The sequence below is a fragment of the Syntrophotalea acetylenica genome (assembly GCF_001888165.1).
GTDB classification, from domain to species: domain Bacteria; phylum Desulfobacterota; class Desulfuromonadia; order Desulfuromonadales; family Syntrophotaleaceae; genus Syntrophotalea; species Syntrophotalea acetylenica.
Genome location: NZ_CP015455.1, coordinates 531,382 through 557,830, shown reverse-complemented (window position 1 = coordinate 557,830; position 26,449 = coordinate 531,382). Strand labels below are relative to the sequence as shown.

Here is a 26,449-nt window from a genome sequence, read left to right as displayed (position 1 = left end):
ATTTCTCCGAGCTACTCGGCCCTTTCAAACGCCTGGCGGGCTCCCTGCAGATCGCCAAGGTCGGTACGGGCCCGACCGATGATGATCCAGTTTTCACGACGCAGAACATGACCAGCGGGAACCAGGGAATTGGACTTGGCGGCGAGATTTTCGGCTTGCATGAGCTGTCCCTGCGCCAGGCGCACGCGGGCCAGTTCATGCCAGAGCAGTGCATTGCGGGGCTCGATCCGCAAGGCACGTTCCAGCGAAACACTGGCATCGGACAGGCGACCCGCCGCGGTTTGCGACCTGGCCTTGCCAAGCAGGGAAGTCACCGCCAGGTTGCCCGATGGCGCCGGCGCAGTTTGTTTCTGAGGTGGCACCGCACACCCCGCGATCAGCAGCAGAATCGCCGGAACCAGCCATTTTATCAGTGTCTTGTTCACTCGAATAACCCTTTAAACCAGGTTTTGATCCGATGGCCCACCGAATGTGGACCACAATCGGCGCTGCGGGTTGGGGCCGAACCGGAGATAAAAGGCAGTTCCACGGCACCCGGGCAGTTTGCGGCACTGCGCAATCCCGATGCGGGATCAATCCATACCCACTCCACATTGTCCGGCGGCACAAGGGCCAAGGGTTCGGGATCAAGTCCGACCATAATATCGCCCCAGATGCCCATGGCGGCGCCAGCGCCGCTGAATCCGGCAGGTTCGTTATCGTCCCGCCCCACCCATACCACACCGAGACGGTCACCGGTAAATCCCGCAAACCAGCTATCCCGGTAGTCGTCGGTGGTACCGGTCTTGCCGGCAATACCCAGATCAGGCGACAGCCGGTTGTACAACTTTTGAGCGGTCCCTTCGCGGACCACGGACTGCAGTGCGGTGGTTACCAGATAAACAGGGGCCGGCCTGATGACCTGCTCCACATTCAGGGGATATCGTTGCAGCGGTTCGCCTTCGGCCGTAAGTACCTCCCGAATGGCCCGCAGCGGCGTACGGAAACCGCCTCCGGCGAGGGTCTGGTAGAGCTGCGCGACTTCAAGGGGGGACAGGGCATCCGCCCCCAGCAGGCTGGCGGCAAAACCGGTCAGTTCACGCTCCACGCCGAGCTGCCGGATATTGGCCATCACCGAATCCACCCCCACCGACAACCCGAGCCGGACCGTGGCCACGTTATAGGAATGAATCAGGGCCTCGCGCATCGACACCTTGCCGTGATGCTGCTTGTCATAGTTCTGCGGAATCCAGTCTTCAGCTCCGGCCTGCCGATAAACCAGCGGACCGTCGTCCAGCAGGGTTGCAAGAGTGTATCGGGAAGGATGCTGCAGTGCGGTCAGAAAAACAACCGGCTTGATCAGCGATCCGACAGGCCGCCTGGCATCGACAACCCGGTTGAACCCCTCGAAACGCGGCTCCCGCCCGCCCACACAAGCCTGCACCTCGGCACTTTGCGTGTCGGTGAAGATAGCCGCCCCCTGCAGGGTGCCGGATTTAATGCCACGTATCGCTTCCAGATGCGCCAGATGTTTTTGCACCGCTTCTTCCGCCATGCGCTGCACCCGGGGATCAAGCGTGGTAAAAATCAACAACCCCTCTGATCGCAGATCCTCGTCTCGATAATCACGCTGCAACTGGCGATGCACCAGCTTCAGAAATGCCGGGTAGGGAGAGGTGCCACGGGGAGGCCGTTCAACCACTCCCAGGGGCATCGCTCTGGCTTCCGCGGCCTGTTGTTCGGGCAGAAATCCGGCCTCGACCATCTGAGACAAAACCAGGTTGCGTCTGTCCAGAGCCCGCCGGGGGTGGTTGCGCGGGCTGTAGTAGGCCGGACCTTTCAGCAGGCCTACCAGCAGCGCGGCTTCGGCGGGACGAAGACGGGACAGGGGTTTGTCAAAAAAATGGACACTGGCAAGGCCAAACCCGTGAATGGCCCGGTTGCCGTCCTGACCTAAATAAACCTCATTGAGATAGGTTTCGAGAATTTCCTCCTTGCTGTAATGCATCTCCAGCAGCACGGCCATGATCATTTCCGTGAACTTGCGCCGCAGGGTGCGCTCCGCCGTCAGGTAGAAATTTTTCACCAGTTGCTGGGTGATGGTGCTGCCACCCTGAACGCTTTTGCCACTGAGGGTCATGAGCAGCGCGCGGGCCATCCCCCGGGGATCGATGCCATGGTGCCGGTAATAGCGGCGATCCTCGACGGCCAATAGCGCATCCACCACCAGCCGGGGCACGGTCCGCAGTTCAATCAGCACCCGGTCCTCGTTCTTGCCGGGGAAAATGCCGCCGATAAGGGCCGGATCGAGGCGCACCAGCTGCTGGGCCGAACGCCGTTTGCGGTCGGTCAGGGATACGATACGTCCTTCGGAGAAAGCCACGCTGCATAAAATCGGCGGCTGAGGGCCGTCGCCATACACGAACGACCGGGTAACCAGGTCCAACTGTCGACCTTCCCATCGGTAGGTCGCCGGCTCCAGTGGAGATTTCACCTGCCGGTATCCGAGCAGGGCCAACTCGGCGGCCAGATCGGCAGGGGTGAGCTTCAGTCCCGGGTACAATTCGAGCGGCCGCGCATAAACCCGCGCGGGCAAGGCGAAACGCTTGCCTTCAAACCGCTCCCTTACGGCAAAATCGAGATAAATCGCATAAAGACCGAAGGTCAGCAGGCTGACCATCATGCCATACAGAAAAACCCGCTTGCCAACGCTGCGTGCGGACACCTTGCGAACTGCCATGGTCCAGCCATACCTCCTTGTCGGGGATAAAACAGGTTGCCACCCATAGTACCTGTTTTACCGCCATGCAACAAGGCTGGATTAAAACCCTGCAACGCCTGCGTTTCACGATATGGCCCGTCTGTTGCTTGTTCTCGGGGAGTCTGCACAAAACAAACGGCACACAAAGTCTGACCGGGTGACAGGATGCCGCAAAATTGCTATGCTTGGCCCCGGCAATCCACGGACAGGCATTGCGAAGGATCTAACCCCATGGAAAATGTTTTCCTCGCCCTTGTAAAAAATGCCGCCTTGCTGCTGGCCATGGCCTTCATCTACGACGTGACGACCAGCCGCTGCCGCTTCAAACACCGACTGGCGGTACAGGTCTTCGTCGGCATCACCCTCGGCCTGTTGGGCATTGTCCTCATGAGCTCCCCCTGGCAATACGTGCCGGGCATCGTTTTCGACACCCGCTCGGTACTGCTGGGAGTGTCCGGCCTGTTTTTCGGCATGTTACCCACTTCCCTGGCCATGATTATCACCGCCGTTTTTCGTTTTGCCCAGGGCGGCACGGCGACACAAGCCGGAGTCTGCGTCATCTTGACCTCGGGCCTGCTGGGGATGCTCTGGAAGAACCGCACCCGCCACAGCGACACCGAGATATCCTGGTGGCAACTCTATCTGTTCGGCATGGTGCTACATATCGTCATGCTGGCCTGCATGCTGCTGCTGCCATGGGATACCGCCTTGCGCGTCCTGAGCCGCATCAGCCTGCCGGTATTGCTCATCTACCCTGTGGCCACCGCCATGCTCGGCACGCTGATGGTCGCCCGCCAGCGACGCGACCGGCTGTCACTGGCGTTGCAGGCCAGCGAGGAGCGGCTGCGCATGGCCCTCAAGGCCTCGCGCCAGGGCCTTTACGATCTGAACGTACAGACCGGCGCAATCATCGTCAATGCGGATTACGCACGGATGCTGGGCTATGAACCGGAGACGTTCCGCGAAACCAATGCGGCGTGGATGGCGCGCATGCACTCCGATGACCGGCCAGCGGTGCTGGCCGCCTATCGGGACTATGTCGCCGGCAGGATCGATGAATTCCGTGCCGAGTTCCGTCAACGCACCCGCTGCGGAACCTGGAAATGGTTCCGCTCCATGGGCAAACTGCTGGAAACGGACGCCGACGGTCAGCCCCTGCGCATCCTGGGCACCTTCTCCGATATCACCGAGCGCCGTCAGGCGGACCAGAAAACCCTCGATGCGGAACGCGAAAAGGCGCGCCTTCTTGAAGAAGCCCAGCAGGCGCGACTGACCCTGCAGCGCCTGTTCGAAGAGCAGAAAGCCGCAACGGCGGAAATCGAACGCACTTCACGATTGCTGGCCGGTGTGCTCAGCGCCGCCTCCGAAGTATCCATCATTGCCACCGACCCCCAGGGCTTCATCACGGTGTTCAATCGGGGTGCCGAAAAAATGCTGGGATACGCGGCCGAGGAAGTCGTCGGCCGGCAGACCCCGGCCCAGTTCCATCTCCCATCGGAACTGCAGGCCCGCTATGCGGAGTTGAACAGTGGCGACATACCTGCCGTGAAAACCATCGGGGAGTTCATGGCACAAGTGACCCGGACCGACGCCGATCACCGGGAGTGGACCTACGTTCACAAAAACGGCCAGAGACTGTCCGTATCGCTGGTGATTACAGCCATGCGCGCCCCCTGCGGCGAGATCGTCGGGTTTCTCGGCATTGCCCAGGATATCACCGCCAGCAAAATGGCACAGTCCGGATGGCGCTTGGCCCAGTCCTGCATCGATCACGCCGCCATCGGCATTTTCCGCATTGACGAGCAGGGTCGCATTCTTGAAGTTAACAAACAGGGCAGCAAAACGCTCGGTTACACTCCCGAAGAGCTGGAAGAACTGACGATTTTCGACATCGATCCGACGGTTACCCCCGAACGCTGGGTACGGCACCGGGAAATCATGCTTTCCGAGCGTTCCACAACCATTGAGACCCTGCACCGGAGAAAGGACGCCAGCGTGTTCCCGGTGGAAGTCACCATCAACTATTTCGATTACGATGGCCAGACTGTCTGCTATTCATTCGTCCGCGACATCAGCGAACGCAAACGGCACGAAAACGAATTGCGAAAACTCTCCCAGGCGGTGGAGCAAAGCCCGACCGCCGTGGTGCTGACCGATCCGCATGGAAACATCGAATACGTCAACCCCAAGTTCACCCAAACTTCCGGCTACACCTTTGAAGAGGTGCGCGGCAAGAATCCGCGTCTTTTGAAATCAGGGGAAACTTCTCCGGAGGAATACAAAAAGCTCTGGGAGACCATCTCCTCCGGCAGGGAGTGGCACGGCGAGTTTCATAACAGGCGCAAAGACGGCAGCTTTTTCTGGGAGCACATATCCATCTCCGCGGTACGCAGTTCTGCCGGCACCATCAGCCAGTTTCTGGCCATCAAGGAGGACATCACCGAGCGCAAACGCTATCAGGACCAGCTGCAGCACCTTGCCACCCACGATGATTTGACCGGTTTGGCCAACCGGGCATTGCTGCAGGACCGCCTTGAGCAATCGATCCTGTTCGCCAGGCGTTCAAAGCGGCTGGTAGCGGCGTTGCTGCTGGATCTGGACCGTTTCAAGATCATCAACGACAGCCTCGGTCACAGTTTCGGTGACCGGCTGCTGCAGATTGTCGCCGAGCGGCTGCGTCAATCGGTACGGGACGCGGATACGGTTGCCCGGCTGGGAGGTGACGAATTCGTCATTCTGCTTGCCGAAGTGGCCAATGAAGAAGACGTCGGCAAGGTCGCCAAAAAGATCCTCGAACGCCTCGCCGCCCCTTTTCATATCGACGACCGGGAAATTACCGTCACCGCGAGCCTCGGCATCAGCATCTACCCGCGAGACGGCGAAGACGAGGAAACCCTTATCCGTAACGCCGATATCGCCATGTACCGTGCCAAGGAAGAAGGCAACAGCTTCTGTCTTTACGCCCCGGAAATGAACCTGGTGGTTCATGAAGCCATGGAAATGGAGTCGGATCTGCGGCGCGCTCTGGACCGCTGCGAGCTGCTGTTGCACTACCAGCCCAAAATCGATTTGCACGACGGCTCCATCATCGGAGCCGAAGCCCTGCTGCGCTGGCTCCATCCAACCCGCGGCTTGATCCCTCCCGACCTTTTCATCCCTCTGGCCGAAGAGACCGGCCTGATCCTCCCTATTGGCGAATGGGTCCTGCAACAGATCTGCCGACAGATCAGACAATGGCAGACGCGGGGGCTGTCGGTGGTTCCGATTGCCGCCAACCTTTCCGCCCGACAGTTTCGCAACGAAAATCTGGCACAGACCGTGCGACAGATCCTGCAAAAACAAGGGGTCCGTCCGCAACTGCTGGAACTCGAACTGACCGAAAGCATGATCATGCGCGAACCACAGGCGTCGGCGGAAACCATGCAGCAGCTCAGCGATCTGGGCGTCAGCATGGCTCTGGATGATTTCGGAACCGGGTACTCCTCCCTCAACTACCTGCGCCGTTTTCCGGTCAACGGTCTGAAGATCGACCGCAGCTTCATCTGTGACGTGGGTCAGGATCCCAGCGCTTCGGCGGTTGTTACCAGTATCGTGGCCATCGCTCGAAGCCTGGGCCTGCAGTCCATCGCCGAAGGCGTCGAAACGCAGCAGCAACTGGAGTTTCTCCGCAATTGCGGCTGCGACTGCTGCCAGGGGTATCTGTTCTGGGCACCGCTTGACGTCGATGATTTTACGGCGCTGCTTGCCAGCCCGACTTCGGGCACGAGCATCGTAACGACGTCTTCGTAGCACGGCGCCGCGGCTGCCACACAAGTGCAAACTCTGCTTCAAAACGCCACGCCTTTTTGTTACCATTGAGCGGTTTGCCCGCAAAACCCATCCAGGCTGATGCCCGCAGGGGCACCGCCGTCATGCGGAAAGCTGTTGCGCGAGACTGGCTTGCCTTCAGGCAACCGCTTCCGACAAGGAGGCCGCGTTTTGCATTTTATCGGGATTTTCATCGAAACCATCGGCGGGCTGGGGTTGTTTGTCCTGGGAATGAAGACCATGACCGAAGGCCTGCAAATGGCGGCCGGTCCCCGCATCAAGAAAATTCTCTGCGCCATCTCCGCCAACCGGGTCATCGGTTGCGCCACCGGCGCGCTGGTGACCGCCATGGTGCAATCCTCCTCGGCCACCACTGTCATGCTGATCGGTTTTGTCAGTGCCGGTCTGCTGACCCTGCAGCAGGCGGTCGGTGTCATCCTCGGCGCCAATATCGGCACCACCATGACCTCACAGCTGATCGCTTTCAAGCTGTCGAGCCTGTCCCTGCCGGCCGTCGCCCTCGGCGTCTCCATGCGTTTTTTTTCCAAGCAGAAAAAATACCGGTATGCCGGCGAGGTGATTCTCGGCTTCGGCCTGCTGTTTCTGGGCATGGAAACCATGAAGCATGGACTGCAGCCTTTGCGAAGCGATCCAAACTTCCTGTCCTTTTTCACCCGCTTCGATCCCGCCAGCCTGGGCGGACTGCTGCTGTGCGTTCTGACCGGAGCCCTGCTGACCATGGCAGTGCAGAGCTCCTCGGCCACCGTCGGGCTCACCATGACCATGGCGACCCAGGGGCTGTTGAGCTTCCCCGCTGCCATGGCGCTGGTGCTGGGCGAGAATATCGGCACTACCATCACCGCCGAACTCGCCACCCTCGGCACCGCCAACATCGAGGCTCATCGCACGGCACGCGCCCACACCATGTTCAACGTCATCGGCGTAGGCATTATGGTGCTGGTTTTTCCGCAATTTGTCGCTTTTGTCGAAAAAATCACCCGGCTATCCGGGGTTGGCGCACCCGATGCCCTGTTACATGGCGAGCACCTGTACGTGGGCCGCTACCTGGCCAACGGACACACCTTGTTCAACATTACCAACGCTTTGTTTTTCCTACTCTTTTTACCGGTTCTTGTAAAAGCGGCGATCATGCTGTCGCCCAAGGACAAAACGGCACCGCCCCCGGAAGCCATTCCCGAGTTCAACGATTTTTATGACGAATCCCCCATTGCGGCTCTGGCCCAGGTACGAGCCGAAATCCTCCGAATGGCCAAAACCGCCCGCCAGACGCTGGAAAACGTCATCCCCGCCATCAAGCAGCGCAACCCAGAGATGATGAGCGGATGGAAAGAGCAGGAAAAATGGATCGATCAGGCCCGCAAGGAAATCACCCATTACCTCATCAAGATCTATCAACTTGAAATCAACGAGGATTCGGCGCGGGAAATTCACAGTTTCTTCCGTATGGCCAACAACATCGAAAAAATAGGCGATGCAGTGGAACAGCTGGCCCACCTGTCGGAGAAGCTGTTTGAAAACAGGCTGCTGTTATCCGACCATTCCCTGAAGGACCTGGAGCAGATGTCGCATCGGGTGCTGGCCTTCCTCGACCTTGTCATCGTCCAGATCAACGCGCCCGATGCCACCTTCATGCAGGAAGCCTACAAACACGAAACCGGCATCAACCTGCAATTCAATAAAATGCGCGTACAAAAAATCCAGCGCCTCCAGGAACGGGACTGTTCCATCGAACCGGGGCTCTGGTACATCGACATCATGGCCTATCTTGAACGTATCGGCGGCTATTGCTTCAACATTGCCCAGGCGATTACCGGTCAGAAATAGGCAGGAGGAAACCGATATGGAACAGCAGAAAGCCATCGAACAGTTTCTGGAGCGCTTTTTCGGATCCAGCGACGCCGATCTTTACACCCTGATCGAGGAGATCAGCTTTTTTCAGAAACGCCGCCGCAAGGAAGTTTTATTTTTTGAAGGGGAGGACGGACACGCCGTGCATTTCCTGCTGCGCGGCCGGGTTAAACTCTACCGGGCCAACGAAGACGGCAAGGAAGCCGTCATCCGCTTCGTACAACCGGGAGAGTTTTTTGCGGAAATCCTGCTCGACTTGCGCAACCGCTACCCGGTCAACGCCATTGCGCTGGAAGATTGCTCCCTGCTTCTGATCGACGTAGGTAAACTCTTCGCCCGCCTGCAACAGACCCCGCAGCTGGCCATGCACCTGGTCGGCATTCTCTCCCAGCGCCTGATGTTCATGCTCAAGCGTGTTGAACAGCTCGCCATCGCCGACATCCGCCAACGTTTTATGGGCTACCTGCGCGCCCTGGATCAGAAACATCGCACCGGCGTGGTTCAGCTTCCGGCCCCCAAAAGGGAAATCGCGCTGCTGCTCGGCACCACCCCGGAAACCTTTTCGCGACTGCTCAAAAAACTCTCCGAGGAAGAAATGATCCGGGTCAGCGGCAAATCGATCCAGCTGCTGGCGGCCTTCGAAAACGGCACGGATGTGTAACGGTTTATCCGTTGGCCGGCAATCCTACCCGAATATCACCCCGGAGAAATTGGCCAGGATTTTTGCGCTGGCTGGCGTTTCTCTCACGCCAGCCTTTAACTTCTCGATATCCAGCCCCCGTTTTTTCAGAGAAGCAGCCTCCTCGACAAGATAGGCCCGCATGATGCTTGCGTCCAATCAGGGGGGAAAACCGTGTCGTCGGCAGGTAGCTCATCTGCTTGCCTGGCCATAATGGCTAGCCGCCTTCGAGCAGATTGCGGCAGCGAAACCGACCGGACAGGAATTCAGCCGCGGCATCGGCCGGCATGGGCCGGGAAAAATAATAACCCTGCCCCTCCTGGCAGCCGCGATCCTTCAGGAAGGCCAGCTGCTCGCAGGTCTCTACCCCTTCGGCAATGACCTTGATCCGCAGGCTGCGCGCCATGGCGAGGATGGCCTCGGTAATCGCCGCATCGTCAGCATACATCGGGATGTCCTGCACGAAGCTGCGATCGATCTTGAGACGGTCGATGGGAAAGTGCTTGAGATAGCTGAGCATGCTGTACCCGGTACCAAAATCATCGATAGCGAGTTTGATGCCACGCGCCTTGATATCGATCAGGGTCAGGAGCGTCTCCTCGGATTTTTCCATGACCAGGTTTTCGGTCAGTTCCAGTTCCAGCAGACCGGGATCAAATCCGCTCCGCCGCAGTACGCCGTCGAGACGCGCCACAAAATCCCTCTGGCGGGAACTGCCGCGGGGAAATGTTGACCGCCATGCGCAAGCTGGAGAACCCCTGACGGTGCCAGGCCGCGCCCTGCATGCAGGCCGTCTCCAGTACCCAGTCACCGATGGGCAGGATCAGTCCTGTCTCTTCTGCAAGAGGGACAAAACGTAAAGGACTGATCCTGCCGAGTTCCGGTGATTCCCAGCGCAGCAGCGCCTCCATGGCCACGACCCTGCCGGTTTTCAGATCGATCTTGGGTTGATAGTGAAGCGCGAGCTGGCCAAGGTCCAGCGAACGACGCAATCCGGCCTCGACTTCGAGCCTTTCCCGGGCCATGCGATTCATGCCTTTTGAAAAAAACTGGTAATTTTTCGGCCCCCTTTGTTTGGCCTGATGCATGGCGGTCGCAGCGTTTTTCAGCAGCACATCGACCTCGACACCGTCCAGAGGGAACAGCGCGATACCGATACACACCGAACAGTAAACCCTCTGGCCATCCAGAGCAATGGGCTCCGACAAACTGTTGAGAAGCTTCTGGGCAAGTACCGAATATTCATCCTGGGACCTGGCGTGGGAAACCACGACAGCGAATTCATCGCTGCCCAACCGCGCCAGAACGTCTTGGCGGGCCAGGCAATCCTGCAGACGCTGGCTGACCGTTTTGAGCATGGCATCCCCCGACTCGTAACCGAAGGAATTGTTAACCCCCTTGAAACGGTCGATATCTATGGTCAGCACCCCCAGGGAGGTCCGCTCGCGGCGAGCCTGAATCAGGCATCCATGACGGTGCTCACAGAACAGCTGCCTGTTGGGCAATCCGGTCAAACTGTCGAAGTAGGCCAACTGATGGGCTTTTTGACGGGCTTGATGATGGGGGGTGATATCGGTGACCAGCAGGACGAGGCAACTCAAGGTCCCGTCTTCATGAGAAATACAGGAGGTCGCGACATGTGCCCAGAGGACTTCGCCATTGCGGCAGATATAACGCTTTTCATAATCCCGGGAAATTTGGCCACCACTCCGCATTTCCCTGATCAGATCGCGGGTAAAGGCAACATCGGCGGCATGGGTGATTTCAAGGACGGATTTCTCCAGCAATATATCTTCACTGTAACCGAGCATCCGGCACAAGGCCGGGTTCACCTGTAAAAAACGGCCCTCGGGAGATACGGTGGCCATGCCGGCAAGGGCATTCTGAAAAATGGAACGAAACAACCCATCGTTGTTACGCCCGTCCCGTTCCGCGCTGCAGCGTCGCCCCGCGGCATGCTGCAGTTGCTTTTCGATGACGGCGGGCAAAGAAGCCAGGTTGTCTTTGCTGACATAGCCATGAGCAGCGCCGCCCATGACTTCGTCGGCGGTTTCGTCCTCGGTACCCCCGCGAAGGATGATAAAAGGCAAATCCTGCCCGCTGGATTGCAGAATCTCGAAGGCCGCCCGCAGGCGGAGACGCTGCTGGGACCAGTCGCAGATAACCACATCCCAACTGCCCCGGGCAAGGGCGGCCTGCAAGGCTTCGGCCGTGTCGACTCTTTCCCAGGCGAGGGCGTAGCCGTGGCGGCTCAGTTCCCGCACCAGCGACAGAGCTTCATCCTCGGAATCTTCCAGCAGCAGTAAATGAAGGGGGAGGACATGCTTAACCTTGTACCACAGCTGATGTGGTCTGCAAGGTTTGTCCATGCCATTAAAACCTGCTCAGCGACAGTTATACGGAGCGTGTCCGCGGTTATTCGTGGCGACTGCCGGCCTTGACCGGATCGGTACAGATATCAGAGCCGCGCGGCGCAGCGGGATTGCAGAGGACAGGATTCGCACAGCGGCCGCTTGCGGCAGAAGGTCTTGCATTGTTCGACAACCAGGGCATGAAACTCGTTGAACAACGCGGCCTGATGCGGGAGGTGGTCCATGAAAAGAGCGCGGATCTCTTCATGATTTTCAATGCCCCGCAATAGCCCGTAACGCTGCAGCAGGCGCCGGGTATAGGCATCCACAACAAAGCTCGGGCGCTGCGCCGCGTACAGCAGAATGGAATCCGCGGTTTCCGGCCCGATGCCCTTGAAAGCAAGCAGCTCCTGCCGCACCCGCGGCAGCGGGCCGGACAGCATGGCATCCAGATCACCCTGATAACGCTCCTGCAGCACCTGGGCGAAAAGCTGCAGGCGCTGTGCTTTCTGACGGAAAAATCCCGCCGGCCGAATCAGGGCTTCCAGCGTTTCCTTCGGCAGCGCGCAAAGCGCCGCGGGAGTCAGAGGGATGTGCTGTTTGAGGGCCGCAATCGCCTGTTCCACGTTGCGCCAGGCCGTGTTCTGGGTCAAAAACGCCCCGATTACGACCTCAAACGGGCTGTCGGCCGGCCACCAATGCAACGGCCCGAAATGCCGTACCAACCGATGGTACATAAACATCAATGAATTTTTCATGGGCAACCTTATGGACCCCGGACGGGAAGGAGACTGGATCCGTCACAGCAATTGATGCAAACGGGCGCGCGCCAGCACCGCCACCGCGACCCGGGACGCACCGCCGGCAAGCAGCGTCGCGGCACATTCCCTGGCAGTGGCCCCGGTGGTAAGAACATCGTCCACCAGCAAAATCCGTTCGCCTTCGAGTGGGCGGGTCAGCGCAAACGCGCCCCTGAGATTGCGCCGCCGCAGCTTCGCCGACAGCCCCTGCTGCGGCAGGGTTGGCCGGACCCGGCGCAACAACCGACCCGGCGCGGGAATTTTCCAGAGCCGTCCCAGTTCACGCGCCAGCAGCAACGAATGATTGTAGGTACGGGCCTGCAGACGCCGCCGGTGCAGAGGAACCGCAACCAGCACATCGGGCCGGAAACCGCGGGGAACATCTTCGAGGCTGGCCGCCAGCAACCTGGCGAGAGGGCGGTCCAGATGCACGGCATTCTGAAATTTGAAGCGGTGCACCGCTGCGCGTAGCGTCTGTTCGTAAAGGCCCAGACAACGTGTCCAGACAAAGGGGGGATCCTGACGTAGACAGCTTTCACACAAATGATTGCTGCCCGACGGCGCGGGATAAGGCAGGGCACAGCGCGGACAGTGGGACCGGTCAAGAGGCCGGAAGCCTTCAAGGCAGTCCGGGCAGAACCCCTGGCTTGCGCCGCCGGCAAGCAGGACGCCGCACAACGGACAGCAGGCCGGCAGCAGCAGATCGAACAGTCCTTTCAATCCGGTGCACAAATCCGCCAGCATTTGTCCTCGCCTGTGGTTGATTGCAGACTATTTTTCCAGCAGGCTGCGACCCGTCATGGCGGCCGGTTTATCCAGCCCCAGCATTGCCAGCAGCGTAGGAGCCAGATCGGCCAGAATGCCGTCGCGCAACGTCGCATCGCGCCACTGCGGATCGATCAGAATGACCGGCACCGGGTTGGTGGTGTGGGCGGTATGGGGTGCGCCCTTGTCGTCCAGCATCTGTTCGCAGTTGCCATGGTCGGATGTAATGACCAGGCTTCCGCCGGCGGCGAGCACCGCATCCGCCACCCGACCGACACACCGATCGACGGTCTCCATGGCGGTGATGGCAGCGCTTTCCACGCCGGTATGCCCGACCATGTCGGGATTGGCAAAATTGAGAACGATAAAATCGTATCGCCCGGCGGCCACTTTTTCGAGCATGGCGTCGGTCACCGCCACAGCGCTCATCTGCGGTTTGAGATCGTAGGTTGGAACATCCTTGGGAGAGGGGATCAGGACCCTTTCCTCGCCGTCAAAAGGTTCTTCGCGTCCGCCGTTGAAAAAAAACGTGACATGCGCGTATTTTTCGGTTTCAGCGATCCTCAATTGACGCAGTCCGGCCCTGGAGACCACTTCTCCGAGCAGGTCCGGACAGGTCTGCGGCGGAAAGGCCACCGGCAGATTGAAGGTTGCGTCGTACTCGGTAAGGCAGACGTAATCGCAAAGCCGCGGTGTTCTGCCCCGGTCAAAACCATGAAAGCCGGTCTCCGTGAAAGCCCGGGTGATTTGCCGGGCCCGGTCCGCGCGGAAATTGAAGAAGATCATGCCGTCGCCGTCGGCCACCGTGCAGGGGTTATCCCTTGTTATAACGCACGGTTCGACAAACTCGTCGGTCTGGCCGCCGGCATAGGCAGCGTTGATTGCCGCCGCGCTATCGCAATAGCTGGAGCCAAGGCCTTCGGTCATGGCCCGGTAGGCCCGCGCCACCCGCTCCCAGCGATTGTCCCGATCCATGGCCCAGTAGCGGCCTATCACGGTAGCGATCTGTCCGGCGCCAATTTCCGCAAGTTTTTCCTCGAGCTGGGCAAGGTATGCTGCCCCGCTCTTCGGTGGCGTGTCGCGCCCGTCCATAAAGGCATGAATGCAGATCTGCCTGATCCCCACCCGATGCGCCATATCGACCAGGGCATAGAGATGAGTGTTATGCGAATGTACCCCGCCATCCGACAACAGTCCCATAAGGTGCAGCTTGCCACCGGACTGAAACACCGCCTGCATGACCCGCAGCAATTCAGAATTCTGGTAAAATTCCCCGGTTTCGATACTGAGACTGATGCGGGTCAGATCCTGGTAGACGATGCGGCCGGCACCGATATTCAGATGCCCGACCTCCGAATTGCCCATCTGCCCGTCAGGCAGTCCGACATCCAGACCGGAAGCGCCAAGCTTTGCCCGGGGCCAATCACGCAGCAGGGCATCGAGGCGCGGCGTATCGGCCTGGCACACGGCGTTGTGCGCACAAACGGGATTGATGCCCCAGCCATCAAGGATGACAAGGGTTACCGGACGGCGGATCGGCGCGGTCATACGGTTTGCTCCCCATGATGAATGGCGCGCAATTCGCCGGCGGGGGGATTTTTGATCAGCTCACGGCCCGCCAGATGGCAGCTGCCCCAGGCGCCACATCCTTCGCAACGACCATTCCACTCCACCGAAGCGGTTTTGCAAACGCTGCAGGCATAGCCAAAATTCAGAGCGCCCTCGAAACCGACAACTTTCCGGTATTCGCGGATCGATTCTTCCAGACGACGCCGACGCATATGCGCTTCCGCCAGCAGCAGGTGCATTTGCGGAAAATCCGCCCCGTTTTTTTCGATCTCGGCCAACTGCTCGAGTGCCTCCTCGACCATCTCCAGCCGCAGGCAGAACTTGCCGTAAAACAGCCGCAGCAGAAGGTCGTCGGCACGATTGAGCGCGGTAGTGCGATAAAAGTCAAGCAGCCCGGCGGGATCCTCGTTGGCCATGGCCAGATCCTCCAGCCGCGCCAGAAAAACAGCTTCTGCGAAACGCCGGTATCCCTCCTGCCAGACCGAAGCAGCTTCCGCCGGGCGGGCGGAGACTTCGTAAGCATCGCCAAGCAGCACCCGCGCAGGCACAAAGTCCGGCTGATCCTTGACCAACGCCTTGAGATCCGACACCGCCGAATCGGCCCGGCCGGCTTCCAGGCTCACCCGTGCCGTTTCAAGCCGCAGTCCAGCCTGAATGCGCAAATCCTCGTCCTGGGGCGTACCGCCAAGCTTGCGTTGCAGTCGTTTCTGAAGATCGAGGGCTTCGTTCCAGAGTTCCGCCCGCATATGCAGATCCCGCAGCCGACGCAACGCTTCGAGGTTGTCCGGCTCTACCGCCAGAATCGAGCGGTAAACCGCTATCGCCTCGTCGCCCTGTCCGGCGGCCAGATAGGTTTCGGCCAGGACAAAAAGAACCTGCAGGCTGTCCGAGGACTGCCGGCGGGCCCGAAGCAGATATTCCAGCGCTTCGGAAAGATTCCCCTCCTCCCGGCATACCCGTGCCAGAGCCAGCAGCACATCGACCTGTCCCCCATCCTGGGCATGGGCTTTGAGCAGCCGCCGTCGAGCCTTTTTAAGATCCCCCGAGACCAGCCGCCCCATGCCCTGATGATAGAGGTCCATGACGCTGCGGCTGCGCTTCTCCAGCCGCCGGCGGCGCCAGTCGCGCAGCAAATGCCCGGTAGCGCCGTAAATGTAGAGCAGGTAGCCAATCAGCAGCCCCGAAAGGACCGAAGCCGCAACAACCACCGCGAGCGAGGCCGTAACTTCGTTGCCGAACCAGTAAAACACCGCGATGGTCTGAGGGTTGAGAATATAGAACAGCAGAAAGAAGATGATCAGCAATAGGAAAATGAACGCCATCAGAATCATGATTTTCTCCTGCTTCGGTATGGCCGCAAGGCTTGCCGATGGCCAGACGGAACGTCAACGGTTATGATACGGTTCGTTTCGGACAATGGTGAAGCCACGATATAGCTGCTCCATGAGCAACAGCCGGGCCATCTGATGAGTCAGGGTCATGGCTGACAGGGACAGCACCAGATCGGCACGCTGCCTGACCGCGTCGCAAAGACCATAAGCGCCGCCGATGACCAGCATCAGCTCGGGGGTGCCCTGCAGCATGTGGCGTTCGAGCATTCCGGCCAGGTCCTCGGACGACAGGGAGCTTCCGCGCTCGTCCAGCGCGATGACAAACGCCCCCTCCGGAATTTTTTCCAGAATGCGCCGCCCTTCCTGACGACGAATAAAAGTCGGATCGTTTTTCCCGCCCTTCTCCTCTTTCAGCTCCAGGACCCGCAAGGGCGCATAACGCTTCAGCCTCGCTTCATAGTCCGCGACCCCCTCCCGCAAAAACCCGATCGAAAGGCGGCCGACACAGACCAGGCTGAGCTTCATGCCTCCTCGATTTCCTCGACAGGCACTTCGGGCGCATCGGGCCACAGGCCCTCGAGATCATAATACTGGCGAACCGGTTGCTGGAAAACGTGCACCATGACATCACCGTAATCGAGCAGCACCCAGCGGCCCTCCTGCTTGCCTTCGACGGCCAGCGGCAACACATTGTGCTCCTTTTTCATGCCCAGTTCGACAGCCTCGGCAATCGCCTGTACCTGACGGTCCGAACCGCCGGAAACAATCAGCAGAAAATCAGTCAGCGACGACTGGCCGCCGACATCCAGCAGGCGCACATTAAAAGCTTTCTTGTCCAGAGCGTATGCGGCGCACAGCAGCGCCTGATGTTTGGCTTGCAAAATATCAGAACCTTTCGTCGTTATGATAGAGGCCGTGTCGGTAAATATAATGTTCGACCGCGGTCGGCAGCAGATAACGGATGGAGCGCCCTTCCGACACCAGTCGCCGTATCTGCGTCGAAGAAATATCGAGATAGGTTTCCTCGAAGAAAACCACTATATTGCCGCTGCGATGCCGCAGCATGTGAGCGCTTTCATGGTAACAGAACTGATCCCGGATGACAACGGGCAGCAATGCCAGCGGATCCTTGCAGGGGATCCCCGGACGCGCCGCAACCACCAGATTGGCAAGCTCGAAAAGGCGCGGGAAGTCCTTCCAGATGCCAAGAGATCGATAGGAATCCATGCCGATGATAAAATAAAACGTATCCTGCGGATATTCTTCGTGCAACAGTTCCAGGGTGTGAACCGAATAACTTTTCCCCGCGCGCCGGTTTTCCAGATCGGTGGCCACAAAATCCGGATTGTCGGCAATGGCCGCGGCCACCATGGCATATCGGTCGGCAAACGGAATCGCCCCGGCCAATTCCTTGTGCGGCGGTGTCGCTGCCGGGACAAACAGAATCCGGTCGAGCCCGCAGCGCTCCCGCACCTCCTCGGCGATGCGCAGATGCGCCGTATGGACAGGGTTGAAAGTGCCGCCGAGGATACCGAGCTTCATCGATTCGTCCGTCTTTCGTTGCGCTTCGCTTCAGTGCTGAGTGCTGAGTGCTGAGTGCTGAGTGCTGAGTGCTGAGTGCTGAGCAAAGTGTAACAGGCTTTCGATTTGACTCGGCACTCGACGCTGGGTACTCAGCGTTACTCCCTGACCTGCCCGTCGCCGAACACGATAAACTTCCGGGTGGTCAGATCTTCCAGTCCCATCGGTCCGAAGGAGTGCAGCTTGGTGGTGGAAATCCCGATCTCGGCGCCAAGGCCGAACTGGTTGCCATCGGAAAACCGCGATGAAGCATTGATCATCACCACGCTCGAATTGATTTCCCGCAAAAAGCGCTGTGAATTCGGATAATCGCGAGTAACAATGACCTCGGTATGCAGGGAGCTGTATTCCTGGATATGCGAAATGGCCGCATCCAGGCTGTCGACCACCCGCACCGCGAGAATCAGGTCGAGATATTCCGCACCCCAGTCCTCCTCCTGCGCCGGGGTTGCCGCGGGCGCCAGCCGGCAGGTTTCGGCACAGCCCCGCAGCTCGACACCCAGAGCACCGAGAACCCGGGCGATGCGCGGCACGAAAGCTTCGGCACAATCCCGGTGAATGAGCAGGGTTTCCATGGCGTTGCATACGCCGGGTCGCTGCACCTTGGCATTGATGCAGATTTTTTCCGCCATGTCCAGATCGGCATCGGCATCAACGAAGGTATGACAGACCCCTTTATAATGTTTGATGACCGGGATCCGGGAATTTTCACTGACAAAGCGGATCAACCCTTCACCGCCACGGGGTATGATCAGGTCGATGAACTGTTCCTGCTTGAGCAGTTCGGTCACCGCCGCGCGGTCGGTGGTAGAGACCAGTTGCAATGCGCCGGCGGGCAGTCCCATGGCGGCGAGCTCCTTTTTGAGGATCGCGGCAATGGCCCGGTTGGAGTGAATCGCCTCTGACCCTCCGCGCAACACCACCGCGTTGCCGCTTTTCAGGCACAAACCAGCGGCATCGGCAGTTACGTTGGGGCGTGATTCGTAGATGATGCCGATGACCCCGAGGGGGATGCGCATGCGTCCGACCTGGATACCGTTGGGGCGCCGCCACATGCCCGTCACCTCTCCGACCGGATCGGGCAGTTCGGCCACTTCGTGCAGACCGTCAGCCATGCCGCGAATGCGTCCTTCGTCCAGCCGCAAGCGATCGATCATGGCCTCGGACAGGCCTTTCTCGCGTCCGGTGGCAAGATCCCTGGCATTTTCCTCGATCAAGGCGGCACCGGACGCCACCAGGGCGTCGGCCATCTGCTGCAACAGATGATTTTTAACCGTGGTCGGAACCTGGGCCATGATCCGCGATGCGTCCCGGGCGTCTTTTGCCAGTTGTTGGATCTGATCCTGTAGCGTCATCGGTATCTCCTGTAAAAGGCATGCGGCTGGCGCGATGGGCGGGACATCATTTCTTGACCACCAGGTTGTCGCGATGCACCGCTTCGTCACCGTACTTGTAGCCGAGAATTGTTTCGATTTCCGAAGAATTATGCCCCAGGATGCGCTCAAGCTCCTGCCGTGAGTAGCTGGCGATTCCCTTGGCGAACTCCTTGCCTTCGGCATCGCAGATGCGCACCGCGTCACCGCGCTCGAAGGTTCCTTCAATGGCGAACACTCCCGAAGGCAAAAGGCTCTTGCCTTTATCGGTGAGGGCCCGCCGCGCGCCCTCGTCGACCAGCAGCTTGCCGCGACTGGCCTTGCTGAAAGAGATCCAGTGCTTGCGGGCGGACATGTGCTGGCGTACCGGCAGAAAAAAGGTGCCCAGCTCCTCGCCGGCCATCAATCCGGGCAACACGCCGGGCCGCCGCCCGTCAACGATGACGGTGCCGACGCCATAAAGGGTGGCACGCTTGGCGGCTTCGACTTTGGTGGACATACCGCCGGTACCAACCACGGATCCGGCCCCGCCGGCCATATTTTCAATCTCTTCGGTAATGCGCTCGACCACGGAAAAATGCCGTGCGGCCGGGTTGATTTTGGGATTGCTGTCGTAAAGACCGTCCACATCCGACAGGATCACCAGCAGGTCGGCCTCCGCCAGAGAGGTGATCAGGGCGGAGAGGTTGTCGTTATCACCGAAACGGATCTCCTCGACAACGACCGTATCATTTTCATTGATGATCGGTACCACGCCGTATTCGAGAAGCGTCATCAAGGTGTTGCGGGCATTGAGAAATCGCCGCCGATTGGCAAGATCGTCCCGGGTAAGCAGAATCTGCGCCACGCAGCGGCCGCAGGGCCGGAAGGCGTCCTTCCAGGCCCGCATCAGGCGGCTCTGGCCTATGGCGGCGGCGGCCTGTTTCAGGGGGATGGTCTGCGGACGCCCGACAATACCGAGTTCTCCCTTGCCGGTGGCGACGGCCCCGGACGAGACCAGAACAACTTCGTAGCCGCGGGAAAGCAACCCGCAGATATCTTGGGACAAAGCCCCGATCACATCGTAATCGAGACCGTCCTGGCCGAAGATCACGCCGCTGCCGACTTTAACAACGATCCTTTTAACCTGGGCCAGAAGATCCTTGCGCATGGCTGTCCACTTTCCAGAAAAAGCCCTTCACTCCGAAAGATATGCCGCCGGAAACCGGATCTGTCGGCCGCGGAATCACGTCCGTGGAACAACATTAAATGACGGCACAAAAAAGTGGAATTCTAACTATCCCTGAAGCCCCTTGTCAAGACAGGTCAGGTTGCCAGGGCTCGCGGCCTTCGCCATTGTCGATGCAGGGTTCCGACGCGGAGCGCAAGGTTTCCAGTTCGCGAGCCACCGCGGCCACCAGCTCCTTGAGGCCTTCCCCGGTAACCGCAGAAATGGCCAGCGTTGGTATGTTCCTGGCGGCGAAGGCGGCGCGCACCCCGTCCAGACGTTCCCGCACTTCGGAAATGTCGATCTTGGTCAACACAACCAGTTGCGGTTTGCGCAGCAACTCCGGGTTGTGCCGCGCCAGCTCGCTATTGATCAGGGCGAAACGCTCCAGGGGGTCGCCTTCCTGCAGATCGGAGAGATCGACCAGATGCAAAAACAGGTCGGTGCGCTCCACATGCCGCAAAAACCGCGTGCCAAGGCCGTGTCCCTCGCTGGCTCCCTCGATCAGCCCGGGAATATCGGCCATGACGAAGGTCTTAAACCCGCCACAACGCACCACGCCCAGATTCGGCACCAGGGTGGTGAAGGGATAGTCGGCGATTTTTGGACGGGCCGCCGAGACTGCCGAGACAAGCGTCGATTTGCCGGCATTGGGCAACCCCAGAAGTCCCACGTCCGCCAGCAGTTTCAGTTCCAGACGCAACCACAACTCTTCCCCTTCCATGCCCGGTTGCACATGCCGTGGCGCCCGGTTGGTCGAGGTAGCGAACCGTGCGTTGCCACGCCCGCCCATGCCGCCGCGAACCACAATCAGCTCCTGATCGTTTTGTTTGAGGTCGGCCAGCAGCTCGCCCGTTTCGTCATTGTAAACCAGAACCCCGGGCGGCACGCGGATCTCCAGATCCTCACCGTTTTTGCCGTGGCAGTTTTTTCCCATGCCGTGGCCGCCGCGACCGGCCTTGTAATGCACCTGGTAACGAAGATCCAGCAGAGTGCCGAGACCTTCGTCAACCCGCACCACGACATTGCCCCCGCGACCGCCGTCGCCACCGTCCGGCCCGCCCTTCGGAATAAATTTCTCACGCCGGAAGGACAAGCAGCCGCGACCGCCGTCACCAGCCTTGACATGAATTTTTACTTCATCGATGAATTTCATAATGTTCCGGGATTTCCGTTCCGTGCCGGGGGTGAACACCCTTTACGCCGCGGCGGAGCGCCGCTGGCCGTTTGTGAAAAGCTTACCGCACAACCGTGCCCATGCCCAGCATAGGGGGCGAAGCCGAGCGGCAAAAACAAAAGCCCGAAGCTCTCCTGCAGGGGAACCCGGGCCTTGTGCTTTGTCGCATCGGCTTGAAACAACCAGCCGGTCCGCGCATGTTACTGTGCGTAGACGCTGACCTTTTTCTTGTCCTTGCCTTTGCGTTCGAACGACACGACGCCGTCGATCAGGGCGAACAGGGTATAGTCCTTGCCGCAACCGACATTGGCGCCAGGATGGATGGTCGTGCCGCGCTGCCGTACCAGAATCGAGCCCGCAGTCACCTGCTGACCGCCGAAGCGCTTGACTCCAAGGCGCTTACCGGCACTATCACGACCGTTTTTTGAACTACCACCGGCTTTCTTGTGAGCCATGGATAAACCTCCTCCTTAAGCCTCGATACCTGTAATCTGCAGGCGGGTAATGGGCTGACGGTGTCCGTAGGTCTTGCGATAGCCTTTGCGCCGCTTGCTGTGAAATACCAGCACCTTCTTGTCTTTGCCCTGCTGTACAATGCGGGCTGTGACTTTCGCTCCAGGCAATAGAGGTGTTCCGATCTTTACCTCTTCTCCGCCGACCATGAGGACCTCGTTCAGCTCGATGGTGTCACCCACCACGCCTTCGATTTTTTCGACCTTCAGCAGGTCGCCTTCGGAAACTTTATACTGTTTTCCCCCGGTCTTGATCACCGCATACATCCCGTTTCACCTCGCTTTTTTGGGTATTTCGGTATAAACCGAAAGCGCAATATAGCCCTGACATTTCCGGACTGTCAAGGAAAAACCTCGATGCCGGTTCAGTTGCAGAGAATCTCGAACTGCTCCTGATGAAAATCGAAGCGGGCGGTAATGGCAATCTGCTTGCCGTAAGCCTGCTCCAGATCATCGATTTCCCAGCGCTCCTCGTCACAGATCAGCGAAGCTATGCTTGGGTGCACCAGCAGGGTAACCTGGGATCCGGACAGATTGCGGATCTCGCGGCGCAATTCCCGGAAAATCTCGTAAACCATGGTCGTCCGGCTTTTGACATAGCCTTTGCCCTCACAATACGGGCAGGGTACGCACAGAGTGCGGGTCAGGTTCTCGCGCACCCGCTTGCGGGTCATCTCCACCAGCCCCAGTTCCGAGATCTTGAGAATATTGGTTTTGGCGCGGTCCCCTTTCAGGGCTTCCTCAAGGGCAACGAAAACCTTCTCCCGATGGGCCTCTTTTTCCATGTCGATAAAATCGATAATGATAAGCCCGCCGATATTACGCAGCCGCAACTGATAGGCAACCTCCCGGACCGCCTCGAGGTTGGTCTTGAGGATGGTGTCCTCCAGATTGTGCTTGCCGACAAAGCGACCGGTATTGACGTCAATGGCGGTCAGGGCCTCGGTCTGCTCGATAATGATATAGCCGCCGCTCTTGAGCCAGACCTTGCGCCCCAGAGCCCGGTCGATTTCTACTTCCAGGCCAAAAGCGTCAAACACCGGCTCCTCGCCTTCATACAACTCGATGACATAAGTGAGCTTCGGCATGAAGGTTTCAATAAAACGGACGATTTTTTCGTATTCCCGCGGCGAGTCGACAACGATGCGCCGCACATCCTCGGTCAGAATATCCCGCAGGACCTTGCTGGTCACATCGAGATCGGAATAAATCAGGCACGGCGCTCCCTTGCGTTCCCTCAGCGCACAGATACCATTCCACAATCCTGCAAGAAACTCCATGTCGGCGCTCAGATCCTCGGCGTTCTTGCCCTCCGCGGCGGTGCGCACGATAAAGCCGGACCCTGGCGATCGAATCTCTTCAATCAGGCTGCGCAGGCGTTCTTTTTCTTCCTCGTTTTCAATGCGGCGGGAAATGCCGACATGGTCGACGGTAGGCATGTAGACCAAATGCCTGCCGGGCAGAGAGATATGGGCGGTAATGCGGGCCCCCTTGGTGCCGATTGGCTCCTTGGAAACCTGCACCAGCACCTCCTGCCCCTCTTTGAGAAGCTCCTCGATCGGCGGCAGAGCGGTCGTCTCCCGCCCATCCTCCTCGGGCAGACCGGCCTCGTTTTCCCCCTCGTCAATATAGCGCTCCAGGGCCTGCATCTGCCCCAGAACGTCGGCCACGTAAAGAAATGCCGCTTTTTCCAGGCCGATATCGACAAAAGCGGCCTGCATGCCCGGCAGCACCCGCAGCACCTTGCCTTTGTAAATATTGCCGACGATACCCCGCTCACGGGTTCTCTCGATATACAATTCGGCGATGTGCCCGTTTTCAAGCAGAGCGACGCGGGTTTCATGGGATGTAGTATTAATGACCAGGTCTTTGGTCATGGCTCCTCCTGGCACGAGTTCTCTCTGTTGGGCCGGCCCGGGACCAACAGCGGCAGTCCGGCGTTGCTTGAACGCATTCATTCCACGGGCCTGGCAGCTGTCAGGATCGAAGGACACGGCAACGGCCGCTGGCGCCAACAATCACGGTTGCGACGGAATCTGTTTGCTTTCCGCGAAAACCGTTCAAATGTATCCGGAATCGGCTTCCCCGTCCAGCACCACCGCCACCTTGCGAACCGGCAGGCGGGCCGCTTGCGCGGCCGGAATGTCGAGAAGCCAGGCGAGCAGCGGCATCGGACTGCCTTTTGTCAGTCGCAACCACAAGCTGCCGTCTTCGATGCGCAGATCTTCGACAGCCGCCCGCAGATCGAGGATCTGCTCGCGCCCCTTTTTCAGTCGCGCGACCTCCAGCACTTCCCGCTCCAGGAAAGCGGCGACACGCTCCGGCAGAGCATCAGACGCGCCCGCCGGCAAAAGCACCCGATAAACGGAACTGCGAATGGCAACGGCGGGAGCTGCGGCTTTCCAGGCAACGGTCTGTGCGGCCAGCACCTCCACCCCGCGAGGGAGTTGCGCATTGATGGCCGCAAGAACCTCTTCGGGTTCCCGGTGCCGGCAGAGTTTCAAATCGACAATCTCCGCATCGCTTTCCACTCCGGTAGGCAGCGCATCGGGAAAAGAAATCTGCGGGGAGGGATGGAACCCCCCGGAAAAACGCACTGGCAAACCGGCGCGCCGCACCGCGCGGTGAATCAGGGACATGAAATCGAGATGCCCGACAAACCGCACCCGCCCCTGCTTCCGCACCCGCAACCGGACCCTGCAGAGTTCTTCCGGACTGTCCGGTGCGGAGTTCTCCGGCACGCCTCGCTCGACAGGCTCCGGCACCAGGTCGGCTGCGGCAACCCGCGGCCTGATGCTGGCAAAATCGCAGACACCGCAACCGGAACACTGTCCCGAACGGCAATCGGGCGTGTAGCCCAGGCGCAATGCCCGATGCCTTTCCGCCAGCAGAAAACCTTCGGAAAACCCGCAGTCGATATGCGACCAGGGCAGAATCTCGTCCTCATCGCGTGCGCGCAGATACCATTGCGGATCGATCCCGCAATCGTCAAAAGCCTGCCGCCAGAGGTCAAAACGAAAATGCTCCCGCCAGCCGTCAAACCGGCAGCCCAGCGCCACCGCCCGCTCCAGAACCCGGCCAAGGCGCCGGTCGCCGCGGGCAAACACCCCCTCCATGAAGGACATCTGCGCTTCGTGCCACTTGAGCCGCAGTTTTTTGCTGCGCAGCGCATCGCGCAGCCAGGCCTGTTTGTCGAGCGTTTCCTGCAACCCCAATTGCGCTTCCCACTGAAAAGGCGTGTGCGGCTTGGGCACGAAGGTCGAAACCGATACATTGACATCCGCACCACCCTGGGTCCCCTTGCCGGCGCGCTTGACCCGCGCCGCAAGAGTGACCATGGCGGCAAGATCTTCTTCCGTTTCCGTCGGCAGCCCCATCATGAAATAAAGCTTGATGATTCGCCAGCCGAGACCGAAAGCCTGCTGCGCCGTCTGCAGCAGGTCCTCTTCGGTGATCCCCTTGTTGATCACCTGGCGCAGACGTTCGCTGCCGGCCTCCGGAGCCAGGGTAAAACCGGTCTTGCGCACCTTGCGGATTTCTTCCATCAACTCGCCGGTGAGCGAACCGACGCGCAGGCTCGGCAGCGACATGGCCACCCGCTGCTGGTGATAGCGATCCATCAGCCCCTTGAGCAGGGGGCCGATCTGACTGTAATCCCCCGCCGACAGCGACAACAGGGAAACCTCCTCATACCCGGAGCAGGCCAGAGCGTCGGCAACATGATCGACAATCCGCCGGGGATCGCGCTCGCGCACCGGCCGGGTGATGAAGCCGGCCTGGCAGAAGCGGCAGCCGCGGGTGCAACCTCGCGCAATCTCAACTGTAACCCGATCGTGCACGGCATTCATGAACGGAACCAGCGGTCGCGCTTGCACACCGTCGACGTTGAGATCAGGCAGGATCCTGCGCCGCACCCGGGCGGGAGCGCCCCCGAGGGAACGGACAGAGGCCACGCGCCCGACATCGTCATACTGGACATCATACAGAGAAGGGACATAAACGCCTTCAATGGCGGCAAGCCGCAACAGCAAAGCCGTCCGGTCCTCACCTGCCCGGCGCGAAGCCCGCACCGCTTCACACAGCTCCACAATGGCTTCTTCGCCGTCGCCGATCACCGCACAGTCGACAAAATCCGCCAGAGGCTCGCAATTGAACGCCCCCGGCCCGCCGACCACCACCAGCGGGAAAGAGGCATCCCGCTGCTCCCGCCGCAACGGAATTCCGGCCAGGTCAAGCATGTTCAGAACATTGCTGTACGACAATTCATACTGCAGGGTAAAACCGATGATATGAAAATCCGCCAGCCCGCGCTGTGACTCCAGGGAAGCCAACGGCCTACCGGCGGAGCGCATCAGCGCTTCGAGATCGGGCCAGGGGGCATACACCCGCTCGGCCAGAACCCAGTCGAGATCATTGACCACCCGATAGAGAAGAGGCAGGCCTATGTGACTCATCCCGACTTCGTAAACATCGGGAAAAGCAAGGGCGACGCTGACGTCGACCTTCTGCCAGTCCTTGCGCACGCTGCCGAGTTCATCGCCCAGATAGCGGGCGGGGCGGCTCACCTCGTGCAGTAAATCTTCCAGACTCATATGCAAATAACCCCGTTCGGGATGAATGTTTTTTCTTGAAAGGCCAAAAGAAGGGTTGTTATAACACGAACCTGCGCCGGGAAACAACAAAAGGGG

22 protein-coding genes are annotated in these 26,449 nt (G+C 59.5%); 3 read left to right on the top strand and 19 right to left on the bottom strand.

Annotated elements, in window-relative coordinates; translation table 11 throughout:
* Positions 1-11 precede the first annotated feature (11 nt).
* On the bottom strand, positions 12-425 hold the full coding sequence (locus tag A6070_RS02545) for a tetratricopeptide repeat protein (protein WP_072286912.1): 414 nt from the start codon (positions 423-425) through the stop codon (positions 12-14).
* Complete coding sequence (gene mrcB / locus A6070_RS02540; RefSeq protein WP_072286911.1) at positions 422-2,719, bottom strand: penicillin-binding protein 1B; 2,298 nt, start codon at positions 2,717-2,719, stop codon at positions 422-424. The genes A6070_RS02545 and mrcB overlap by 4 nt, the downstream gene beginning before the upstream one ends.
* 252 nt (positions 2,720-2,971) lie before the next feature.
* On the opposite strand from mrcB, the gene A6070_RS02535 reads away from it, so the two are divergent.
* The 3 genes from A6070_RS02535 (at position 2,972) to A6070_RS02525 (ending at position 9,077) form a co-directional block, all read left to right on the top strand.
* Positions 2,972-6,529: an EAL domain-containing protein gene (locus A6070_RS02535; protein WP_072286910.1), complete on the top strand. Its 3,558-nt coding sequence runs from the start codon at positions 2,972-2,974 to the stop codon at positions 6,527-6,529.
* Between the two features lie 189 nt (positions 6,530-6,718).
* Entirely contained in the window at positions 6,719-8,392 is a 1,674-nt protein-coding gene (locus tag A6070_RS02530) for a Na/Pi cotransporter family protein (protein WP_072286909.1), read from the top strand.
* 16 nt (positions 8,393-8,408) lie between these two features.
* The gene (locus A6070_RS02525; protein ID WP_072286908.1) at positions 8,409-9,077 is read left to right on the top strand and encodes a Crp/Fnr family transcriptional regulator; all 669 of its coding nucleotides are present in this window, start codon (positions 8,409-8,411) and stop codon (positions 9,075-9,077) included.
* Between the two features lie 24 nt (positions 9,078-9,101).
* Here the strand turns inward: A6070_RS02525 and A6070_RS15510 are convergent, their stop codons facing one another.
* The 17 genes from A6070_RS15510 to A6070_RS02450 form a co-directional block, all read right to left on the bottom strand.
* The gene (locus A6070_RS15510; RefSeq protein WP_158514009.1) at positions 9,102-9,239 is read right to left on the bottom strand and encodes a hypothetical protein; all 138 of its coding nucleotides are present in this window, start codon (positions 9,237-9,239) and stop codon (positions 9,102-9,104) included.
* Positions 9,240-9,312: 73 nt separating this feature from the next.
* Positions 9,313-9,789, bottom strand: coding sequence for an EAL domain-containing protein (locus A6070_RS16265; protein ID WP_083558655.1), 477 nt, complete (start codon positions 9,787-9,789; stop codon positions 9,313-9,315).
* A complete protein-coding gene (locus A6070_RS16260; protein WP_083568943.1) occupies positions 9,749-11,464 on the bottom strand; it encodes a putative bifunctional diguanylate cyclase/phosphodiesterase in 1,716 nt (571 codons plus the stop codon). The genes A6070_RS16265 and A6070_RS16260 overlap by 41 nt, the downstream gene beginning before the upstream one ends.
* Before the next feature lie 89 nt (positions 11,465-11,553).
* A complete protein-coding gene (locus A6070_RS02515; protein WP_072286907.1) occupies positions 11,554-12,204 on the bottom strand; it encodes an endonuclease III domain-containing protein in 651 nt (216 codons plus the stop codon).
* 42 nt (positions 12,205-12,246) lie between these two features.
* The gene (locus tag A6070_RS02510; protein WP_072286906.1) at positions 12,247-12,990 is read right to left on the bottom strand and encodes a ComF family protein; all 744 of its coding nucleotides are present in this window, start codon (positions 12,988-12,990) and stop codon (positions 12,247-12,249) included.
* 27 nt (positions 12,991-13,017) lie between these two features.
* Positions 13,018-14,547, bottom strand: coding sequence for a 2,3-bisphosphoglycerate-independent phosphoglycerate mutase (gene gpmI / locus A6070_RS02505; protein ID WP_072288109.1), 1,530 nt, complete (start codon positions 14,545-14,547; stop codon positions 13,018-13,020).
* Between the two features lie 8 nt (positions 14,548-14,555).
* Complete coding sequence (locus A6070_RS02500) at positions 14,556-15,911, bottom strand: lipopolysaccharide assembly protein LapA domain-containing protein (RefSeq protein ID WP_072286905.1); 1,356 nt, start codon at positions 15,909-15,911, stop codon at positions 14,556-14,558.
* A 54-nt stretch (positions 15,912-15,965) separates the two neighbouring features.
* A complete protein-coding gene (locus tag A6070_RS02495) occupies positions 15,966-16,436 on the bottom strand; it encodes a 23S rRNA (pseudouridine(1915)-N(3))-methyltransferase RlmH (RefSeq protein WP_072286904.1) in 471 nt (156 codons plus the stop codon).
* Positions 16,433-16,792: a ribosome silencing factor gene (gene rsfS / locus A6070_RS02490; RefSeq protein ID WP_072286903.1), complete on the bottom strand. Its 360-nt coding sequence runs from the start codon at positions 16,790-16,792 to the stop codon at positions 16,433-16,435. The genes A6070_RS02495 and rsfS overlap by 4 nt, the downstream gene beginning before the upstream one ends.
* A 4-nt stretch (positions 16,793-16,796) precedes the next feature.
* Positions 16,797-17,453, bottom strand: a complete 657-nt coding sequence (gene nadD / locus A6070_RS02485; protein ID WP_072286902.1) for a nicotinate-nucleotide adenylyltransferase — start codon at positions 17,451-17,453, stop codon at positions 16,797-16,799.
* A gap of 137 nt (positions 17,454-17,590) precedes the next feature.
* A complete protein-coding gene (locus A6070_RS02480) occupies positions 17,591-18,937 on the bottom strand; it encodes a glutamate-5-semialdehyde dehydrogenase (RefSeq protein WP_268807480.1) in 1,347 nt (448 codons plus the stop codon).
* Positions 18,894-20,015 (bottom strand): glutamate 5-kinase, encoded by a 1,122-nt coding sequence (gene proB, locus A6070_RS02475; protein WP_072286900.1) that lies wholly within the window; start codon positions 20,013-20,015, stop codon positions 18,894-18,896. The genes A6070_RS02480 and proB overlap by 44 nt, the downstream gene beginning before the upstream one ends.
* 145 nt (positions 20,016-20,160) lie before the next feature.
* Positions 20,161-21,228, bottom strand: a complete 1,068-nt coding sequence (obgE, locus tag A6070_RS02470; RefSeq protein WP_072286899.1) for a GTPase ObgE — start codon at positions 21,226-21,228, stop codon at positions 20,161-20,163.
* A 221-nt stretch (positions 21,229-21,449) separates the two neighbouring features.
* On the bottom strand, positions 21,450-21,704 hold the full coding sequence (rpmA, locus tag A6070_RS02465; RefSeq protein WP_072286898.1) for a 50S ribosomal protein L27: 255 nt from the start codon (positions 21,702-21,704) through the stop codon (positions 21,450-21,452).
* Positions 21,705-21,719: 15 nt separating this feature from the next.
* Positions 21,720-22,028 carry a 50S ribosomal protein L21 gene (gene rplU, locus A6070_RS02460; protein WP_072286897.1) on the bottom strand — a complete coding sequence of 103 codons (309 nt, stop codon included), beginning with the start codon at positions 22,026-22,028 and terminating at the stop codon, positions 21,720-21,722.
* A 98-nt stretch (positions 22,029-22,126) separates the two neighbouring features.
* The gene (locus A6070_RS02455) at positions 22,127-23,638 is read right to left on the bottom strand and encodes an Rne/Rng family ribonuclease (protein ID WP_072286896.1); all 1,512 of its coding nucleotides are present in this window, start codon (positions 23,636-23,638) and stop codon (positions 22,127-22,129) included.
* A 183-nt stretch (positions 23,639-23,821) separates the two neighbouring features.
* Entirely contained in the window at positions 23,822-26,353 is a 2,532-nt protein-coding gene (locus tag A6070_RS02450) for a TIGR03960 family B12-binding radical SAM protein (protein ID WP_072286895.1), read from the bottom strand.
* Positions 26,354-26,449 lie beyond the last annotated feature (96 nt).

What these genes read in the sequence shown, in the direction of transcription:
- mrcB (WP_072286911.1), bottom strand. Translation starts at nt 2,719, where the DNA reads ATGGCAGTTCGCAAGGTGTCCGCACGCAGCGTTGGCAAGCGGGTTTTT.
- A6070_RS02535 (WP_072286910.1), top strand. Translation starts at nt 2,972, where the DNA reads ATGGAAAATGTTTTCCTCGCCCTTGTAAAAAATGCCGCCTTGCTGCTG.
- A6070_RS02525 (WP_072286908.1), top strand. Translation starts at nt 8,409, where the DNA reads ATGGAACAGCAGAAAGCCATCGAACAGTTTCTGGAGCGCTTTTTCGGA.
- A6070_RS15510 (WP_158514009.1), bottom strand. Translation starts at nt 9,239, where the DNA reads ATGCGGGCCTATCTTGTCGAGGAGGCTGCTTCTCTGAAAAAACGGGGG.
- A6070_RS16260 (WP_083568943.1), bottom strand. Translation starts at nt 11,464, where the DNA reads ATGGACAAACCTTGCAGACCACATCAGCTGTGGTACAAGGTTAAGCAT.
- A6070_RS02515 (WP_072286907.1), bottom strand. Translation starts at nt 12,204, where the DNA reads ATGAAAAATTCATTGATGTTTATGTACCATCGGTTGGTACGGCATTTC.
- A6070_RS02510 (WP_072286906.1), bottom strand. Translation starts at nt 12,990, where the DNA reads ATGCTGGCGGATTTGTGCACCGGATTGAAAGGACTGTTCGATCTGCTG.
- A6070_RS02500 (WP_072286905.1), bottom strand. Translation starts at nt 15,911, where the DNA reads ATGATTCTGATGGCGTTCATTTTCCTATTGCTGATCATCTTCTTTCTG.
- A6070_RS02495 (WP_072286904.1), bottom strand. Translation starts at nt 16,436, where the DNA reads ATGAAGCTCAGCCTGGTCTGTGTCGGCCGCCTTTCGATCGGGTTTTTG.
- nadD (WP_072286902.1), bottom strand. Translation starts at nt 17,453, where the DNA reads ATGAAGCTCGGTATCCTCGGCGGCACTTTCAACCCTGTCCATACGGCG.
- proB (WP_072286900.1), bottom strand. Translation starts at nt 20,015, where the DNA reads ATGCGCAAGGATCTTCTGGCCCAGGTTAAAAGGATCGTTGTTAAAGTC.
- obgE (WP_072286899.1), bottom strand. Translation starts at nt 21,228, where the DNA reads ATGAAATTCATCGATGAAGTAAAAATTCATGTCAAGGCTGGTGACGGC.
- rpmA (WP_072286898.1), bottom strand. Translation starts at nt 21,704, where the DNA reads ATGGCTCACAAGAAAGCCGGTGGTAGTTCAAAAAACGGTCGTGATAGT.
- rplU (WP_072286897.1), bottom strand. Translation starts at nt 22,028, where the DNA reads ATGTATGCGGTGATCAAGACCGGGGGAAAACAGTATAAAGTTTCCGAA.
- A6070_RS02455 (WP_072286896.1), bottom strand. Translation starts at nt 23,638, where the DNA reads ATGACCAAAGACCTGGTCATTAATACTACATCCCATGAAACCCGCGTC.
- A6070_RS02450 (WP_072286895.1), bottom strand. Translation starts at nt 26,353, where the DNA reads ATGAGTCTGGAAGATTTACTGCACGAGGTGAGCCGCCCCGCCCGCTAT.